We start from the raw sequence: 17280 nt of genomic DNA, 5'->3' as shown, positions 1-17280 counted from the left end.
GCGGCGCCATGCCACCATCTTTCTGAACCCGATACCAAAATTCAACACGCCGGGTGTTGACGGTAACGACATCAGTTTGCGCCAGCTTGAACAGGCAGCGGTTCGTTGAACAGGCACAAACCCTCTTACAGAGCCAGGAGAGAAGTATGAGCTTTCGACTTGGGGCTGATGTGGGCGGAACCTTTACGGACCTGCTCCTCATCAACGACGACACGGGTGCCACCTACACGGCCAAGGTACCCTCCACCCCCGCGGATTCGTCCGTGGGGGTACTGAACGGCATTGAAAAGATCTGCCGGACCTCCGGCATTGATCCGAAGCAGATTCGCTCGGTGATGCACGGAACCACGGTGGCAACCAATGCCATTCTTACCCAACGAGGTGCAAAGGTCGGCCTTGTTACAACCCGTGGTTACAGGCAGGTGCTGCACATTGCGCGCTCGTTTGTACCGGGCGGCCTGGGCGGCTGGGTGACGTTCAAAAAACAGCCACTGCTTGCGCCTCTGGAGCATACGGTAGAAGCCATAGAACGGCTGGGCGCAGGGGGAGAGGTGGTAACGCCCCTGGACGAGGCCGATATTCGCAAACAACTCGAATTTCTCAAAGACGCGGGCATTGAAGCGCTGACGGTATCGCTCATCAACGCTTATGTGAGCGGGGTTCACGAGGAGCGGATTGCTGAAATCGCGGCTGAGGTAATGCCGGGCATACCCGTGTCTCTGTCGTCTCGGGTTGTGCCCGAAATGCAAGAGTACGAGCGCACGGAAACCACCGTGGTGAACAGCTTTGTGCGCCCGGAAGTGTCCAACTATCTGGACCATCTTGAAACCGAGATCCGCGCCAGACTGGCGCCCGATGTCGAGCTCTCGATTTTGCGCTCAGACGGCGGCTTGGCCACCTGTGAGTCGGCGTCTTACACGCCGGTGAACCTGTTGCTCTCCGGGCCCGCCGGTGGAGTGGCCGGCGCAATCTGGTTCTGCTCCCGCGGCGGGTTTGAAAAAGTTCTGACGTTTGACGTCGGTGGAACATCCACCGACGTGGCCCTGATCGAACACAACAGCGCAAGGTTGCGCCGTGAAACCCGTGTGGGTGATGTGTCCGTTCGTGCGCCCTCGGTAGACGTGCGAACAGTCGGCGCGGGTGGTGGATCCATCGCCTTCGTGCCGGAGCTGACCCGCGCTTTGCGTGTCGGGCCAGACAGTGCCGGCGCAGAGCCTGGACCAGCTGCTTACAACAAGGGTGGTGAAAAGGCGACAGTAACGGATGCCAATGTTGTGCTGGGTTATCTGCCTGCGAATCAGAAGCTCGGTGGCGAAATGGCACTGCGCACGGATCTTGCCGAAGCGGCCGTTCAGACAGTTGCCGATGCTATGGGCGTGTCGCTAAAAGAGGCTGCGGAGGGCATTGTGCGCATTGCCAATGAGCATATATTCGGTGCTTTGCGTCTTATTTCTGTTGAACAAGGCTACGATCCGCGAGAGTTTGCCCTCTGTGGATTCGGGGGCGCCGGGCCCCTTCATGCCAACGCGCTGGGTATTCTTATGGGCGCCTGGCCCGTGATTGTTCCGCCCTCGCCAGGCGTGCTCTGTGCCTACGGTGATGCGACTACCCGAGTTAAAGATGAGGCTTCGCGCTCACTGGTGCGAAATTTCTCGGCACTTACCAGCGAAGAAGTGATAGGCATTCTTGAAAGTTTGACCAAACAGGTCACCGACTCGCTGGAAAAACAGGATATACCTTCCAGTGACCAAACCGTGATTTGGCAGGCCGACGTGCGATACCAGGGCCAGGCCTTGTTGCTCACCCAGGATGTAACGCCCGAAGAACTGCGCAACGATGGGCTGGGTCTTTTGCAGACGGCTTTTGATGCTGAGCACGAACAGTTGTTCAGCTTCTCTCTGGAGGAGGAGCGTGAGCTCGTGAATCTCCGGGCCATCGCCCGTGGACCAAGGCCGAATATTGCCGAGCGCGAGTGGGCGGCCAAGGCAGAACCCCTTGCAGACGCGGTTACAGGCGACAGTCCGATCTACTTTCAGGGCTCAGACTATCAGGCCACCTTGTACGATCGTGAAAAGCTCTTCCCCGGCCACGTTGTGCCTGGCCCTGCGATTGTTACAGAGATGGACTCTACAACCGTTATCTTCCCTGACCATCAGGCAACCGTGGACAAAGTCGGCAATCTGCTGATCGAGCCCGCTGGCCTTAAGGGTAAGGAGTAATCGTATGCCTGCGAATATTATTCAACCGAATACGACCGCGCTCAAGCGGATTGATGTGGATACCGTTACCCTCGATATTATCGAGAATGCCATGGCCAACGCCCGTAACGAGATGGATGCGGTATTGATCCGAACCGCCATGTCGCCGGGAATCCGGGAGCAGGGCGATGCATTCCCGATGATCGCCAACCACGAAGGCAAAATGGTAGTGGGTCAGTTTGGCTCGTTCATCACAGGCTTTATGCAGTCCTACGGTGGCGATATTGAGGAAGGCGATATTTTCCTGACCAACGACCCCTACATGTGCGATGGCGCCGTGAGTCACTTGCCAGACTGGCTGGTGCTGGTGCCGGTGTTCAAGGATGGTCGTCTGATCAACTGGGCTGCCATGTTTGGCCATATGTCGGACGTTGGCGGTAAGGTTCCAGGCAGTTTGCCAACCGATGCCCAGACGATTTTTGAAGAAGGCATCCGGATTCCGCCGGTTAAGATCTACAAGCAAGGCGTGCTGAATCACGACGTGCTGGAACTGATCCTGCACAACGTGCGGATGCCGAGCTGGAACCGGTCTGATTTCAACGCCATAGTGGCATCCTGCCGCACGGCCGGGCGCCGTTGTGTGGAATTGGCAGACCGTTTTGGCGATGACGTCTTCGCGAGCGCACTGGGCATGATGTTGCAGCGCAACTACGTGGCTATGCGCGAAATCATTCGCAACGTTGTGCCTGAAGAAAAGCGGTCTTTTGAAGATTACATCTGTGATGACGGCGCGGGCCTCGGCCCTTACACCATTCGCTGCACCATGTGGCGCGAGGGTGATATAGCCATTTTTGACTTCGAGGGAACCGATCCTCAGGCGCCTTCATCTGTGAACTACTTCCTCAACGAGGAAATGTTCAAGATGTTCTTTGGCGCGTTCACCATCAACCTGTTTGATCCCTCGATTCTGTTCAACGACGGGTTCTACGACCTGGTAGACGTGCGCATTCCGCAGGGCTCTATTCTGAAACCAAACTTCCCGGCGGCGCTTTCCTGTCGCACGCACCTGCTGGGCCGCATCTTTGATGTTATGGGTGGTTTGTTGGGGCAGGGAACACCGGACGCCATGAACGCGGCCGGCTTCTCGGATTCACCGCACTTCATGTATTCAGGCTATGACGCAAAAGGCGAGTGGTTCCAGCTGTTCCAGATTGGTTTTGGCGGCATTCCCGGTCGTCCGATCGGCGATGGGCCAGACGGTCACAGCCTCTGGCCTAACTTCACCAACGTGCCCAACGAGTTTGTAGAAGCCTATTTCCCGCTCCGGATCGAGACGTATGAAACGATTACGGATTCGGGTGGTGCGGGCAAACACCGTGGTGGTAACGGCATACGGATGGCGTATCGGCTTCTGGCTGACGGAGAGATCTCTATCCACGATGATCGCTGGCTGACTTACCCCTGGGGCGTTATTGGCGGTGACCCCGGCATGCGCAGCCGCAAGGAGCTGATCAAAGCAAACGGTGAGAGCCGGATTCTCCCGTCCAAATGCGATCACATAAAGGTCGAAGCCGGGGATCTGGTGATCTTTGATACCTGGGGTGGCGGCGGTTGGGGAAACCCTCTGGAACGCGATCCTGCAACGGTTGCAACGGACGTTCTCAAGGGGCTGGTCAGTGTTGACGGTGCCCGTCGCTACGGCGTGATACTGGACAGAATGGGCAAAGTCGATGCTGGAGGTACCACGGAATTACGAGCCGAAATGGCGCTCTCCCGCAACAGCAACGATCTATTCTCCAGAGGGGGCACCATTGAGGAAATCAAAGCCAGGTGCGAGGCAGAAACCGGATTACCGGCCCCTGCAACACCCGTCTGGAAAACGTCCGGAGCGCACTGATGCAACTGGAATCCAATGTATTGCGGCGTGGGAATCGTTACGCCCTGATCCTGGTGGATATGTGCGTCGGGTTTACCAACCCGGCGCTCAGCCCTCTGGCGTCGAATGCCGACAGCGTTGTGGAGGCCAACCGGCAATTGCTCGCATTTTTTCGGGAGCGGGGCTGGCCGGTGCTTTTTACCACCGTTGCCTATTCTGATGAATCCCAGGCAACGGTGTTTCGGGAAAAACTGCCGGCGCTGAATGTGCTTCAGGTTGGCTCCGGGCTGGAAGAAATCGATGCAAGGCTCGCGCCTCTTTCGGATGAGCCGGTGTTGGTCAAGCACTGGGCCAGCGGCTTTTTTGCAACGGATTTGCATGAGAGGCTTCAGGCCGCCGCCGTGGACGGCACGGTCGTGACCGGGCTCACAACCAGCGGTTGCGTTCGTGCAACCGCTCTGGACAGCCTGCAATACAACTATCGCACTCTGGTTCCGAGGGAGGCGGTAGGCGACCGCGATGCCTCGGCGCACGAGGCGAATCTGCGAGATTTGGGAATTAAATATGTCGACGTGCTTCCTCTCGATGAGGCCCTCCGGTTTCTGGCTTAGGAGAGTTTCGGCTCTGGCGGTTTTGATAAGCCTTTTCGGGTGTGCTGTGCAACCCGAGCTGAAGGCTGGAGGAGAAAACCGAACGGCGTTCGTCGAGCGGCTTGCAGACACTCCAGAGGCGTGCCAGGCGTACCGGCAAGCCTATGTGCGTGGCTTTCGCGACAACGTAAAAGCGCTGGCAGCCGAGAACGTGGGAGCTCAGAACAGGGCGCAACAACAACTTTCGAACAGTCGCCAAACGCTGGCGGATAGCGGTCTGGAAGAAGCGGATTGCGCGCGGCCTTACTGCATTATTGAACCTTTGCAGAATGGCCGGTTGGACACCTGGTGCGGTTACCGACTCGACGCCGACGAAGGTAAGGATCTTTATCAGTGGCTTGACTGGGAGACGGTTCAGGCTGCAATGAAGCGTTCATAACGAGGATAGCGGCATGGCGTCACAGACGCTTTACGACAAGCTTTGGAACCGGCACCTGGTGGCTGAGCTACCAGACGGCTCGGCCCTGCTTTACGTGGACAGGCACCTGCTCCACGAAGTGACGTCTCCCCAGGCGTTTTCAGGTTTGCGCGCAGCCGGCCGCAAGCCCTGGCGCATTGGCCCTAACGTGGCGGTTCCCGATCACGCCGTACCAACCCGGCGCCGGGAGCTTGGGGTTGCCGGTATTGCCGACCGGGTGGCGCGGGTTCAGGTTGAAACCCTGACCCGGAACTGCCACGAGTTTGGTATCCCTCTTATTGAACTGGAAGACGCCCGCCAGGGTATTGTGCACGTGGTGGGCCCCGAGCAGGGACTCACCCTGCCAGGCATGACTATTGTCTGCGGTGATTCCCACACGGCAACCCACGGTGCGTTTGCCACATTGGCCATGGGCATCGGCACCAGCGAGGTCGAACACGTGCTGGCGTCTCAGACATTACGCACCCAGCGCCAAAAAAACATGCGGGTGGTGTTTGACGGGGCGATGGGTTTTGGCGTTACGCCCAAGGATTTGATTCTGGCGTTAATCGGCCGCATCGGCACCGCTGGTGGAACCGGTTATGCCATTGAGTATGCCGGAGAGGCGATACGCACTATGTCCATGGAAGGGCGCATGACCATCTGCAATATGAGTATTGAGGCGGGCGCCCGGGCCGGCATGATTGCGTATGACGCCATTACTGAGGCCTATGTCCGAGGCCGGCCCCATGCGCCTGAAGGCACAGAGTATGCAAATGCCTGTCGCTATTGGCAGTCGCTGCGCTCCGACGAAGACGCTGTGTTTGATCGAGAGGAGTATTTTCCGGTCTCCGCGTTGGTGCCACAGGTGACCTGGGGTACGTCTCCGGAAATGGTGGTCGGTATCGACGGTTGTGTGCCGGACTCTGCGGGACCTGACGCAGCCGCGCAGAATTCAATGAAGCGCACACTGGACTACATGGGGCTTGAGCCCGGGCAGGCGCTGAAAGGTTTGCCGATAGACAAGGTGTTTATTGGTTCCTGTACCAATGCGCGTATAGAGGATCTCAGAGCCGTCGCAAACCTGGTTAAGGGTCGAAAAATAAGCCGGTCTGTCGCGCAGGCACTGATTGTTCCTGGCTCTGGTCAGATTCGGCTTCAGGCTGAACGAGAGGGCCTGGATACGATATTCCAGAAAGCCGGCTTTGAGTGGCGCGCCGCCGGCTGTTCCATGTGCCTCGGAATGAACGACGATCGTTTGCAGCCGGGTGAGCGCTGTGCTTCAACCTCCAATCGTAATTTTGAAGGACGGCAAGGCAAGGGTGGCCAAACCCACCTCATGAGCCCCCTGATGGCCGCAGCGGCTGCGCTGACCGGAAAACTCACCGATGTTCGGGAGCTATGATATGGAGCCCTTCACAGCACACGCAGGCCTGGTTATTCCCTTCAATCGGGCCAATGTTGATACGGATGCCATTCTCCCCAAACAGTATTTGAAGATGCTGGGGAAAACCGGTTACGGTGATTTTCTTTTCGATGATGAACGCTACCTTGACCCGGGTGATGTGGATATTCCCGTGGGCGATCGACGACCGGATCCTGATTTCATTCTCAACCAGCCCCCTTTTGATCGCGGGACTGTTCTGCTGGCGGGTGCAAACTTCGGATGCGGATCATCCAGAGAACATGCTGTCTGGGCGTTGCACGATTATGGTGTTCGCGTGGTGCTGGCGCCCAGTTTCGGTGATATCTTCTTTAACAACTGTTTCAACAATGGCCTGCTCCCGGTCATTCTTGCGCAGTCTGTTATCGACAGGTTGTTCGAACTTGCAAGTCAGCCGGGAGAAGTGTCACTGACAGTTGATCTTGAACGCTGCGAGATTGTACAGGGTGAAAATGTCTGGTCTTTTGTGGTGGAGCCGGGTCGCCGGGACAATCTGCTGAGTGGCCTGGACGATATTGGCCGCACCATGGCTTTGGGTGAGACCATTCTTGAATATGAGGCGCAGCGTCGCTCCGTTGAGCCCTGGATGTTCCGTTAAGTAGCCAGCACGGGGGAGAATTGCGTTGGACTTCAATAATGCCGAAACCAGCCGGGTAAGAGTGTGCCTTATTGGCAACTCCAAGCTGAGCAAACTGGTTCATTCATTGATACCCGAGTTCGCATCGATTGCGGATGTCATCATTATTGACAGTATTTTCAATGACGCACTGATGTCGGCTCGAAGGCTGGTGGAGCACGATGCCGTTGATGTGTTTGTCAGTGCAGGTGCCAACGCTTTCTACCTGCAGGATACGCTGCCGGTGCCGGTGGTGGCGCTAAAAGTCCTTCAGTCAGATCTCGTGAATGCGGTGCTCAAGGCCCGGCAAGTCAGCCGTACCATGCTGATATTGACCCATGAACATCAGGGCGCCTGGACGGAGTTTCTGGATTACGTTGAAGGAGTCGAGATTGTCCATCGCACGTACCAAACGGCGGAAGAGGCAAAAGACATTTTCAACGGGATCGACAAAGGCGGGTTCGGGGTGGTGATCGGAACCAGCTACGTTTGCGATCTGGCAGAGCAGGCCGATATTCCCTACATCTTGATTTATTCCCGAGACGCTTGCCGGCAGATGGTGCGAAAGGCTATTGCCGTTGCGGGTGAGTACAAGCGTGAAGGCGAACAGCGGGCGTTTGGCCAGTTTTTGCTGGATCAGTCGTCGGTAGCCGCCATTATCACCAATCGTGATGAACAGGTAATTGGCTTCAATCGCCAGGCTTTGCAGTTGGTGAACGGGTTGGTCTGTAACAAGCGGATTGATCGCTTTCTGGACGGGCGTTTTTTGCAGGCGCCGAATACGGTCGCCGAAGCCATACTGCTTGATGACCGCTTATGTCGAGTCGACAAAGCTGCGTTCGATATGGACGGCAAGCGCGTAGGCCATCTGTATTCGATCAAGGCGGCGCCCCATAGAAGCGTTGAGACGGGTTCATCGGCTGAACGGCTCATTTCCCAATCCTTGTCCATGGCAGAGGTGAAGCACTTCCTTAGGGTTTACGGCGCAACGCCCGGAGCCGTGCTGGTGCGGGGCGAAACCGGAACGGGAAAGGAGCTTGCGGCGCGCATTGTTCACGAGTCGAGTTCCAACCGGGACGGACCGTTTGTTGCCGTTAATTGCGCAGCCATTCCCGGAGAACTGTTTGAGTCTGAGCTGTTCGGGTACGCTGACGGCGCTTTCACCAATTCCCGTAGCGGGGGTAAGTCCGGTTTGCTGGAGTCTGCAAATAACGGCACCTTTTTTATGGACGAGATCAATTCGCTGCCCATGCCTCAGCAGGCAAAATTGCTGAGAGTTCTCCAGGAAAGGGAAGTCCGGCCTGTGGGATCGCGCAGGTCTATTGCGCTGAATATCAAGTTTGTGGCAGCGACCACTCACAACCTTATCGAGGAAGTTCGGGCGGGTCGTTTTCGGGAAGATCTCTACTATCGGCTTAACGTGTTCATTGTCAGCTTGCCGCCTCTGAGAGAGCGCCCGGAAGATATCGAACCCTTGACCCGGCACTTTATTACGCTGCTGGGTAAGCGCTACCAGATTGATGCAGATGAGGCGTCGCTGGTCTCCACTCTCATTCCTCACTTTCATCGATACCACTGGCCCGGTAACGTTCGCCAGCTTGAAAACCTGCTCGAGCGTCTGTTGGTATCCTCGACTCTTTATGATTCCATCGGCCAGTTTTCCGCGCATCTACCCACACTCATTCCAGAGTTGTTTGAGGCGCCCGTGACGCCGTTAACGGATTCGGTGGGAGGCGGTCACCTTCAGGCGCTGGAACAGGAGGAAATCCTCAAGGTGCTGGATCAGTTTGATGGCAACAAAACCCGCGCCGCGGAATATCTGGGAATCAGCCAGACAACCCTGTGGCGGAGGTTAAAGCAGCTCAAACCTCAAACGGGTGGGGGTTAGTGTGCAAATCTGAGCAAGGTGACACGATGAGGGAGGCACAATGACAATCGGAACAGAACCTGTTCGGGTAGAGCCCGACGTATTCAATGAGTTCGCAATTGGTCAGGGGCATTGCGTCGGCGACCTAATCTTTCTTTCCGGCCAGGCGGCGATAAACGATTCGGGAGAGGTTGTCGGAGCGGGAGATATCAACGCCCAGATCGAACAGGCCATGTTCAACATCAAGCGGGCACTGGAATCCGCAGGCTCCGGAATTGAACGAATTTTCAAGGTGACCGTTTATCTCACGGATATGGCCCATTTCGAATACATTATGTCTATGCGCCACCGTTACTTTTCTGAACCCTGGCCGGCAGATACGACGGTCGGCGTTCAGTCGCTGGCATTGCCGGAGCTAATGGTTGAGTTGGACGTGATCGCCACCCGGGGCTAACGCTCCGGATGTGATGGGTTTGGGGCACCAAGTATGGCCCGCAGGAAAACCTGGCGGGCCGTTGCGGCATCAGAACGGTTTACTGCAACTGGTCACGAATCAGCTTTTTGTTAATTTTGCCGACGCTTGTTTTCGGAATATCGTCAACAAAATCGATCCGGGCAGGGATCGCCCATTTGTTGATTTCACCGTTATCCACATAGTGCTGCAGGTGGGCCTGTATGTCTTCCTTAGTCGCGCGTTCGCCCGGCTTGAGCGTGACCAGAGCACAGGGCCGCTCGCCCCATTTCTCATCCGCAATACCCACAACGGCAGCCCCTTCGACGGCCGGGTGTTGGCTGATCAGATTTTCCAGATCAAGAGATGACAGCCACTCACCGCCGGTTTTGATCACATCCTTGATGCGATCCTTGATGATGAGCGTGTGGTCTGGCTCGATGGAGGCAACGTCGCCCGTGTGCAGCCAGCCGCCTTCCCAGAGCTCCTCGCCTTTGGCCGGCTCTTTGAAATAACTCTGGGTCAGCCAGGGGGCCCGGGCAACCACTTCGCCCTGGGCCTTGCCGTCGTGGGCCACCATATTCCCGGCAGGGTCCATAATGTCCAGTTCTACCATGGGGATTGCGATGCCGGTCTTGACGCGCTTGGCGGTTTGCTGCGGCAGCGGCAATTCAAGATCTTCGGGTTTGAGATGGGTTGCACTGAGCAACGGACAGGTTTCTGACATGCCATAGCCCGTGTACATGCGAATGCCGAGCTTGGCGCCCGCGTCACACAGGCCTTTGGTCAACGCGCTGCCGCCAATCAATACGTGCCAGTTACTCAGGTCTGCTGTTTTGATGGACTCTGTGCCCATTAGCATCTGCATGATGGTGGGAACGCAGTGCGAGAAAGACACCTTGTGTTCCTTGATCAGATCCACCAGCAACTCTGGCTCATAGCGGCCGGGGTAAACCTGTTTGATGCCCATCATGGTGGCCGCGTAAGGCACGCCCCAGGCATGCACGTGGAACATCGGCGTTACCGGCATATAAACCGACGACGATCGCAACAATGGCATTTCATCGTAGGCGGCAAGCGAGCCGGTCATGGCCAGCGTGTGCAGCACCAGCTGGCGATGGCTGAAAAACACGCCCTTCGGGTTGCCGGTAGTGCCGGAGGTGTAGAAGGTAGTGGCCACACTGTTCTCATCAAAATCCGGAAAGTCGAACGCGGCCCCTGCGCTGGCCAGAAGCGCTTCGTATTCGCCGGCCGTATTGAGTTGTGTGCTTTTCGCCGTTTTGTTGTCGCTAAGCTGGATGTAGGTTTTGACGGTTTTGATATCGTCACGAACGGCGTCCAGAATGGGCAGAAAATCATCGTGTACCAGCACCACGTCGTCTTCGGCGTGGTTCATGGTGTACACAATCTGCTCCGGTGACAGGCGTACGTTTATCGTGTGCAGCACGGCGCCCATCATGGGGATCGCGAAAAAGCATTCCAGATACCGGGGGGTGTCCCAGTCCATAACCGCGACCGTATCGCCTGGCTTTACGCCCGCATCGGCAAGGGCGTTAGCCAGGCGATGAATGCGCTCTACCAGGTCGGTGTAGGTGTACTTGCTTCGGTTGGCGTAAACAATTTCCTGATCCGGAGAATATCGCGGCCCCGAAAGCAGCAGCTGTTTGATCAACAGAGGGTACTGGTGGGCATTTTCAGCCGCAGGTAAAATTCGTGTCTGTACCATGTCTGGAATCCTCTTTCCCGTTTATTGGTGTTGTCTTGAGAAGTTGGCTCAATCTGACATAAATGGAATAAAACCGGAAGCTTGGGGGATCATTCCGTCAGCCCGGAGAAAAACGACACCGCAGTGGCGTTACTGTTCCCAGGGGTGCCCTTCGGTGTTGTCCACGGTTTTCACGCCTATGTGCATGGCGGCTTTGGCAAGCATGTTGGCGCTCACCGGCGCGGTCATCAGCAAGAAGACCGTGATCAGGATCTCAGAAATATCAATGCTTTCGCCCGATGCGCTGAAATAGATAACGGAGCTCAGCATGATAGCGCCCACGCCCACGGTGGTAGCCTTTGTGGGCCCATGCAGGCGGGTATAAAAGTCCGGTAGCCGGGCAAGACCAATGGCGCCGACCAGCGTAAAAGCACCACCAAACAGCAACAGCGCCGAGATAGCGTATTCCGCAAACGGGTTCATGAGTTGTCTCCTTTTTGTGCAGTGCAGTTATTCAATGACACTGCCCCGCTTCAAATATTTGGCCATGGCAACCGTGCTGACAAAACCCATAACCGCAATCAACAGGGCCGACTCAAGATACATCCGGGTCCCCAGCGTAATGCCCAACAGAATAATCAGGGCTATGGCATTGACGTTGAGCGTATCAATCGCCAGAACCCGGTCTGGTTCATCCGGCCCTTTTATCAGGCGATAGACGTTTAGCAACGCGGCCAGGGTGACCATGGCGATGGTCAGGTACAGGGCAATGGTGATCATTGGAACATCTCCATCAACGGCTTTTCGTAGCGATTGTGAATGGCGTCAATAACCTCCTGATCGCTGGCGGCGTCGAGCGCATGGATCAGCAGGGTCTTGTTGTCATCGCTTATATCTGCGCTGACGGTTCCCGGCGTGAGCGAGATGGTGCTGGCTAAAATGGATATAGCCAGCGGATGTTCAAGCTTTAGCGGATAGTTGATAAAAGCCGGTCGCGGGGTGCGCAGGCTGAGTATAAGCCAGGCCACAGAACAACTGGCAACCACAATATCCTTCAGCACTCGCATTACATAAATCGGCATGCGCCAGATTTTCACCACCGCGGGACGTTCCGGCCAAAAGCCGTGAGTCAACTGAGGAATCAGCCACGCCAGTATTAAACCGAGCACAATACTGCCGCCGGATACGCCTTCGCTCAGTATTTGCCAGATAACAAACAGGGTCAGGCTAAGCCCGGGTTGAGGAAAATTCAGACGATCAAGCATCAGTGTATCTCCTCGCCCAGAGAATTCGGTGGAACATGCATGGGGGTTTGCAGGATATTGATATAGCCACGGTTGTCGTGCAACTGCTCTGCTGTGGCGCGTGTGTAGTCACTGATCGGATACGCCAGAACAACAATCAATACCGTAAGACAGGTCAGGATGACGGTGGCGATTGAAATCCGGCTGTTTATGGGTTCCGGAGCTTCCTGGTCACCGTCGACAGTCCACCAGAAAACAATACTGCCTGCGCGGCTGTAGGTAATCAGCATTAAAAAACTGCCGGTCAGCAGTACGCCCCATAACCAGGCCATTTCAACGCCTGGCTCAACGGATTGCAGAATCAGCAGCTTGCCAAAGAATCCGCTCAGGGGTGGTATGCCGGCCGCGGACACAGCGCCGATAAGGAACAGCACGCTCAGGAATGTCCGATGGCGCATTTTTGGTGCGGTCACAATGCGGTCGGCTGCGGTGCCTCGCTGGCTTGCAACCAGCTCGGAAACCAGGAAAAGGCCGGCGACCGTCCAGGTGGTGCTCACCAGATAAAAAAGTGCAGCAGACAGCCCGGCCACGGATCCGAGCGCGATGGGGGCCAGCAAGGTTCCTACCGATATGATGACCTGCCAGGCCACCAGTGTTTTCAGGTTATCGGCCCCCAGTGCGCCGATAACGCCCATGCTGAGTGTTATCAAAGCTATAGGGAAAAGCCAGTCCATGCCCAGGTTCGCCAGCTCACCGGCGCCGTCTCCAAAGATCAGCGGGTAGATTCGCATGATGGCGTAAATGCCCACTTTGGTCATAACGGCAAAGAGCGCAGCAACCGGCGCAGTGGCGCTGGCGTAGGCTTTTGGTAGCCAGAAGCACAGTGGCAGCACAGCGGCTTTCAGGCCGAACACGACCAACAGCATCATGCCACCGGCCTTCACAAGGTTCAGGTCGCTACCGGAAACTTGCGGAACTTTTACGGCAAGGTCTGCCATGTTCAAGGTGCCGGTAACGCTGTAGATCATGCCTACGCCGATCAGGAACAAGGCCGAGCCCACCAGGTTCAGGGCAACATAGTGCAGTCCCGGTATCGTGCGCACGGTTCCCCCGCCGTGCATGAGCAACCCGTAGGAGGCAATCAGAAGAACCTCGAAGGCAACAAACAGGTTGAACAAGTCGCCGGTCAGAAAGGCAATGTTCAAGCCCATCAGCTGAAACAGAAACAGCGCATGAAACTGCCGGTTGCCTTTGTCGGCTCCGCCTGTTGCGTAGATATGACAAAGCAGGGCGAGAATCGCCGTGATCGCTAACATCAACCCCGCCAAACGGTCGAGAACCAGAACGATACCGAAGGGCGGTTGCCAGTTGCCAAACGCGTAAATGCGGTAGCTGCCATCACTGGCAAACACCAACAGCACAATGGCAGACGCCAGCATCAGTACCGTGGTGGTCAGTGCCAGTGTGCGGCGCAGACTGATAGGCGCGTAACCCATCAAAACCTGAAGAATACCGCCAAGCAGCGGTATCAGAATGGGAGCGATAAGCCAGTGGGTCATTTACTTGCTACCTCTCGTTCCTGTTTCGAGGAGGCGGACATTTCACGTCCTTCGCCATTGACGTGGTCGTCTTGGTTATCTGCCAGGCTGCGCAGCGACAGAACAACGAGAAACGCGGTCATGGCAAATCCGATCACGATCGCTGTAAGCACCAGAGCCTGCGGCAGAGGGTCAGCGTAGGTCGCGGCGGTTCCAATAACGGGTTGCTGGCCGGTAGCGAGACGCCCGGTGGCAAACAGGAACAGGTTTACTCCGTAGGAAAGCAGCGTCAGCCCCATGATCACGGGAAACGTGCGAGCGCGTAGTAGCAAATAGATACCGGATGCGGTCAGGGTGCCGATCACCAGTGCAAATAACAATTCCATTACACGCTCTCCTGATTGCTCTTTATGGCCGAGTGGGGAGACAGCCGGCCAATGCTCACAAGCGCCAACAGGGTGGCACCAATAACCGCCAGGTAAACGCCCAGATCAAACACCATCGCCGAGGCAACTTCGAATTTGCCCACAACGGGCCAGGTAATATAACCAAATGTGGATGTCAGGAAGGGGTAGCCGAAGGCCAGACTGCCGGTGCCCGTGATGGTCGCAAACAACAGGCCGAGGCCGATAATATTATGATACCGGAACGGGATGCGCTCCTGAGTCCAAATCATGCCGCTGGCGATGTACTGAAGAATCAGCGCCACAGAGGTAATCAAGCCAGCGATAAAACCGCCCCCGGGCAAGTTGTGCCCGCGCAGGAAAATATACGCCGAGACCATCAACGCCAGCGGCAGCATGGGCCGGGCAATCTGTCGTAGCATCAGCGGGTAGTGATCCCGAGTCCAGGCGTGCCCCAGGCCGTCGCCGGGTGGCGGCGTCAGCGCGGTATTTTTCAGCATGGAGTAGATGCCCAGCGCTGCAATAGCCAGTACCGTGATCTCGCCAAGGGTATCGAAGCCGCGGAAGTCGACCAGGATCACGTTGACCACGTTGGTGCCACCGCCTCCCGACTTGCTGTTCTCCAGAAAGAACTCGGAAATCGAGCTGAACGGCTGCGTGAGCATTGCAAGCGTGATCAGCGTCATACCGGTACCCGCCGCAAGGGCAATCAGCGCATCGCGAATACGCTGCGCCTTAGAGCTCTCTACGGGCGTCCAGGATGGCATGTAATAGAGTGCCAGCATTAACAGAACGATGGTCACAACCTCCACCGACAGCTGTGTCATGGCCAGGTCAGGCGCCGAGAAGCGGGCGAATGCGAGAGAAACAATCAGGCCGACAACGCTCAGAAGCACCAAAGCGTAAAACCGCTCTCGATGCCACAGCACTGTTGCAAGTGCCGAGATCATGAGCACGCCGGCGGCAATTGCCGTGGGCCAGTCAATCGTGCTCAAACCGTTCTCACCGATATGAAAGCCGTTGTCTGCAATGGGCAGAACGACCACCGCGATCACGCTTAAAACCAGAAGCATGGCGTAGCGCTGCAAAGAGCCATTTTCGACCTGTTTTGTGAAACGGTGAGCAAGGTTCACGAACTTTGAAATGACCGTTTCAAACACGGCCTTTTCGTCGATTTCAGGGAAGCGAGCATGAAAGTCGAAAAAGCGCTGGCGCTGGCTGTACATCAGCAACCCCCCGAAGAGTGCCAGGAAGCTCATCAGCAAAGGCAGGTTCAGGCCATGAATCACCGCGAGTTGGTAATCGGGTGCGTCAAAACCGAGGGTCGCTGAGGCCGCGGAATAAAGCAAAGGGCCAACGGAGAAGGTGGGGAAAATGCCAACCATAATGCACGCGAACACCAGAATTTCCACCGGGATCTTCATGTAACGCGGTGGTTCATGGGGCGGAAATATGGGCAGGTCAACCGGCTTGCCGTTGAAGAAAACGTCGTGAATGAAGCGCGCCGAGTAGGCTATGGCAAAGATGCCCGCCAGGGTCGCGACTATCGGTGGCACCCACGACCACAGGCCAGGAAGGTTAAGCTGGAGCGATTCCGCAAAAAACATTTCCTTGCTGAGGAAACCGTTTAACAACGGGACACCCCCCATAGAGGCGGCGGCAACCATCGCCAGCGTGGCGGTGTGGGGCATATAGCGCCAGAGCCCATTGATTCGGCGCATGTCACGGGTGCCGGTTTCGTGCTCAATAATGCCGGCGGCCATGAACAGTGACGCCTTGAAGATGGCGTGATTTATCACGTGGAATACGGCTGCGACGGTGGCCAATTGTGTGCCCATACCGAGCAGCAGGGTGATCAGGCCCAGATGGCTGACCGTTGAATAGGCCAGCAGGCCTTTGAGGTCATGCTTGAACATCGCGACATAAGCGCCGAACAGCAGGGTAACCAGGCCGGTGAAACTCACCATGTAGAACCATTGTTCGGTTCCCGCCAGAGCAGGGTACAGGCGCGCCATCAGGAATATGCCGGCTTTTACCATGGTGGCAGAATGCAGATAGGCAGAGACGGGTGTCGGTGCCTGCATGGCGTGGGGTAGCCAGAAGTGAAACGGGAACTGGGCTGACTTGGTAAAGGCACCGAGCAAAACCAGCGTCAGTGCAACCGGGTACAAGGCGTGGGCTTTGATTTGATCGCCGGCGGCGAGCACGTCCTCCAGTTCAAAGCTGCCAACGATGTTGCCGATCAGCAGAATGCCGGCAAGCAGGGCTAGACCGCCGCCGCCGGTAACGGTTAGTGCCAGGCGGGCACCACGCCGAGCATCCTGTTTGTGTGTCCAGAAACTGATCAGCAGGAACGACGTCAAGCTGGTGAGTTCCCAGAAGATGAGCATTAACAAAAGGTTGCCAGAGAGCACTATGCCGAGCATTGAGCCTTTGAAGCACAGAAGCAGGGCGTAAAACTTGGCTACGTTCTCCTTTGCTTCAAGGTAGTAGTGGGCATAGAGTATGACCAAAAGCCCAATGACTAGAATCAGCAGTGCAAACAGCAATGCCAATCCATCAAGGCGAAAACTGAACGAAAGCCCGAGAGCTGGAAGCCACTCGTAACTCTCCAGAACCGTGCCACCCGCTGAAAGAACAGACCAGTGTGGAAACAACGCGGCCAAAGCGATCAGTGCGGGAACAGATGACGCTATTGCAATGGCGGTTCGCCCGCCCTGGGCAAACAAAGGGGCGGCTATAGCCCCAAGAAACGGCAGTAAAACAACCAGGGGTAGCGACATCGCAACCTCGTTAACGGTTTTCTTTTCTTATGAATGAAAATGGCGTACTGGCCTGAGTCTAGTCGCCGGATGGCCACTTTGCACAAGTTGCTCAAAGGCGGGCCATG

At 56.3% G+C, this 17280-nt stretch carries 15 protein-coding genes; 8 read left to right on the top strand and 7 right to left on the bottom strand.

Annotated features, from left to right (window positions below):
* The first annotated feature begins 146 nt into the window (after nucleotides 1–146).
* The 8 genes from ENI00_RS17055 to ENI00_RS17020 are packed head-to-tail and all read left to right on the top strand — an operon-like array spanning nucleotide 147 to nucleotide 9502.
* Nucleotides 147–2219: a hydantoinase/oxoprolinase family protein gene (locus tag ENI00_RS17055; RefSeq protein WP_304105016.1), complete on the top strand. Its 2073-nt coding sequence runs from the start codon at nucleotides 147–149 to the stop codon at nucleotides 2217–2219.
* A 4-nt stretch (nucleotides 2220–2223) separates the two neighbouring features.
* Complete coding sequence (locus tag ENI00_RS17050) at nucleotides 2224–4095, top strand: hydantoinase B/oxoprolinase family protein (protein WP_304105013.1); 1872 nt, start codon at nucleotides 2224–2226, stop codon at nucleotides 4093–4095.
* Complete coding sequence (locus tag ENI00_RS17045) at nucleotides 4095–4685, top strand: isochorismatase family protein (protein WP_304105010.1); 591 nt, start codon at nucleotides 4095–4097, stop codon at nucleotides 4683–4685. Before ENI00_RS17050 ends, ENI00_RS17045 begins: the two co-directional genes overlap by 1 nt.
* Before the next feature lie 46 nt (nucleotides 4686–4731).
* Nucleotides 4732–5103 (top strand): isopropylmalate isomerase, encoded by a 372-nt coding sequence (locus tag ENI00_RS17040; protein WP_304105007.1) that lies wholly within the window; start codon nucleotides 4732–4734, stop codon nucleotides 5101–5103.
* 13 nt (nucleotides 5104–5116) lie between these two features.
* Nucleotides 5117–6526 carry a 3-isopropylmalate dehydratase large subunit gene (leuC, locus tag ENI00_RS17035; protein WP_304105004.1) on the top strand — a complete coding sequence of 470 codons (1410 nt, stop codon included), beginning with the start codon at nucleotides 5117–5119 and terminating at the stop codon, nucleotides 6524–6526.
* A 1-nt stretch (nucleotide 6527) separates the two neighbouring features.
* Nucleotides 6528–7163, top strand: a complete 636-nt coding sequence (leuD, locus tag ENI00_RS17030) for a 3-isopropylmalate dehydratase small subunit (RefSeq protein WP_304105001.1) — start codon at nucleotides 6528–6530, stop codon at nucleotides 7161–7163.
* A 25-nt stretch (nucleotides 7164–7188) separates the two neighbouring features.
* The gene (locus ENI00_RS17025; protein ID WP_304104998.1) at nucleotides 7189–9069 is read left to right on the top strand and encodes a sigma 54-interacting transcriptional regulator; all 1881 of its coding nucleotides are present in this window, start codon (nucleotides 7189–7191) and stop codon (nucleotides 9067–9069) included.
* Between the two features lie 40 nt (nucleotides 9070–9109).
* Nucleotides 9110–9502, top strand: a complete 393-nt coding sequence (locus ENI00_RS17020) for a RidA family protein (RefSeq protein ID WP_304104996.1) — start codon at nucleotides 9110–9112, stop codon at nucleotides 9500–9502.
* 79 nt (nucleotides 9503–9581) lie between these two features.
* Here the strand turns inward: ENI00_RS17020 and ENI00_RS17015 are convergent, their stop codons facing one another.
* The 7 genes from ENI00_RS17015 to ENI00_RS16985 form a co-directional block, all read right to left on the bottom strand.
* Nucleotides 9582–11225, bottom strand: coding sequence for a fatty acid--CoA ligase (locus tag ENI00_RS17015; RefSeq protein WP_304104993.1), 1644 nt, complete (start codon nucleotides 11223–11225; stop codon nucleotides 9582–9584).
* A gap of 129 nt (nucleotides 11226–11354) precedes the next feature.
* Nucleotides 11355–11687: a Na+/H+ antiporter subunit G gene (locus ENI00_RS17010; protein WP_304104991.1), complete on the bottom strand. Its 333-nt coding sequence runs from the start codon at nucleotides 11685–11687 to the stop codon at nucleotides 11355–11357.
* 27 nt (nucleotides 11688–11714) lie between these two features.
* Nucleotides 11715–11984 (bottom strand): K+/H+ antiporter subunit F, encoded by a 270-nt coding sequence (locus ENI00_RS17005; RefSeq protein ID WP_304104988.1) that lies wholly within the window; start codon nucleotides 11982–11984, stop codon nucleotides 11715–11717.
* Nucleotides 11981–12469, bottom strand: a complete 489-nt coding sequence (locus ENI00_RS17000; RefSeq protein WP_304104985.1) for a Na+/H+ antiporter subunit E — start codon at nucleotides 12467–12469, stop codon at nucleotides 11981–11983. The genes ENI00_RS17005 and ENI00_RS17000 overlap by 4 nt, the downstream gene beginning before the upstream one ends.
* Nucleotides 12469–14007: a monovalent cation/H+ antiporter subunit D gene (locus ENI00_RS16995; protein ID WP_304104982.1), complete on the bottom strand. Its 1539-nt coding sequence runs from the start codon at nucleotides 14005–14007 to the stop codon at nucleotides 12469–12471. Before ENI00_RS16995 ends, ENI00_RS17000 begins: the two co-directional genes overlap by 1 nt.
* Nucleotides 14004–14372 carry a Na+/H+ antiporter subunit C gene (locus ENI00_RS16990; protein ID WP_304104980.1) on the bottom strand — a complete coding sequence of 123 codons (369 nt, stop codon included), beginning with the start codon at nucleotides 14370–14372 and terminating at the stop codon, nucleotides 14004–14006. The genes ENI00_RS16995 and ENI00_RS16990 overlap by 4 nt, the downstream gene beginning before the upstream one ends.
* Nucleotides 14372–17173, bottom strand: a complete 2802-nt coding sequence (locus ENI00_RS16985; RefSeq protein ID WP_304104977.1) for a monovalent cation/H+ antiporter subunit A — start codon at nucleotides 17171–17173, stop codon at nucleotides 14372–14374. Before ENI00_RS16985 ends, ENI00_RS16990 begins: the two co-directional genes overlap by 1 nt.
* Nucleotides 17174–17280 lie beyond the last annotated feature (107 nt).

The sequence above is a fragment of the Marinobacter antarcticus genome (assembly GCF_011049865.1).
Taxonomy (GTDB): Bacteria; Pseudomonadota; Gammaproteobacteria; order Pseudomonadales; family Oleiphilaceae; genus Marinobacter; species Marinobacter antarcticus_A.
Note: the sequence above shows the minus strand (reverse complement) of the source record. Positions and strands in the feature narration are given on the sequence as shown.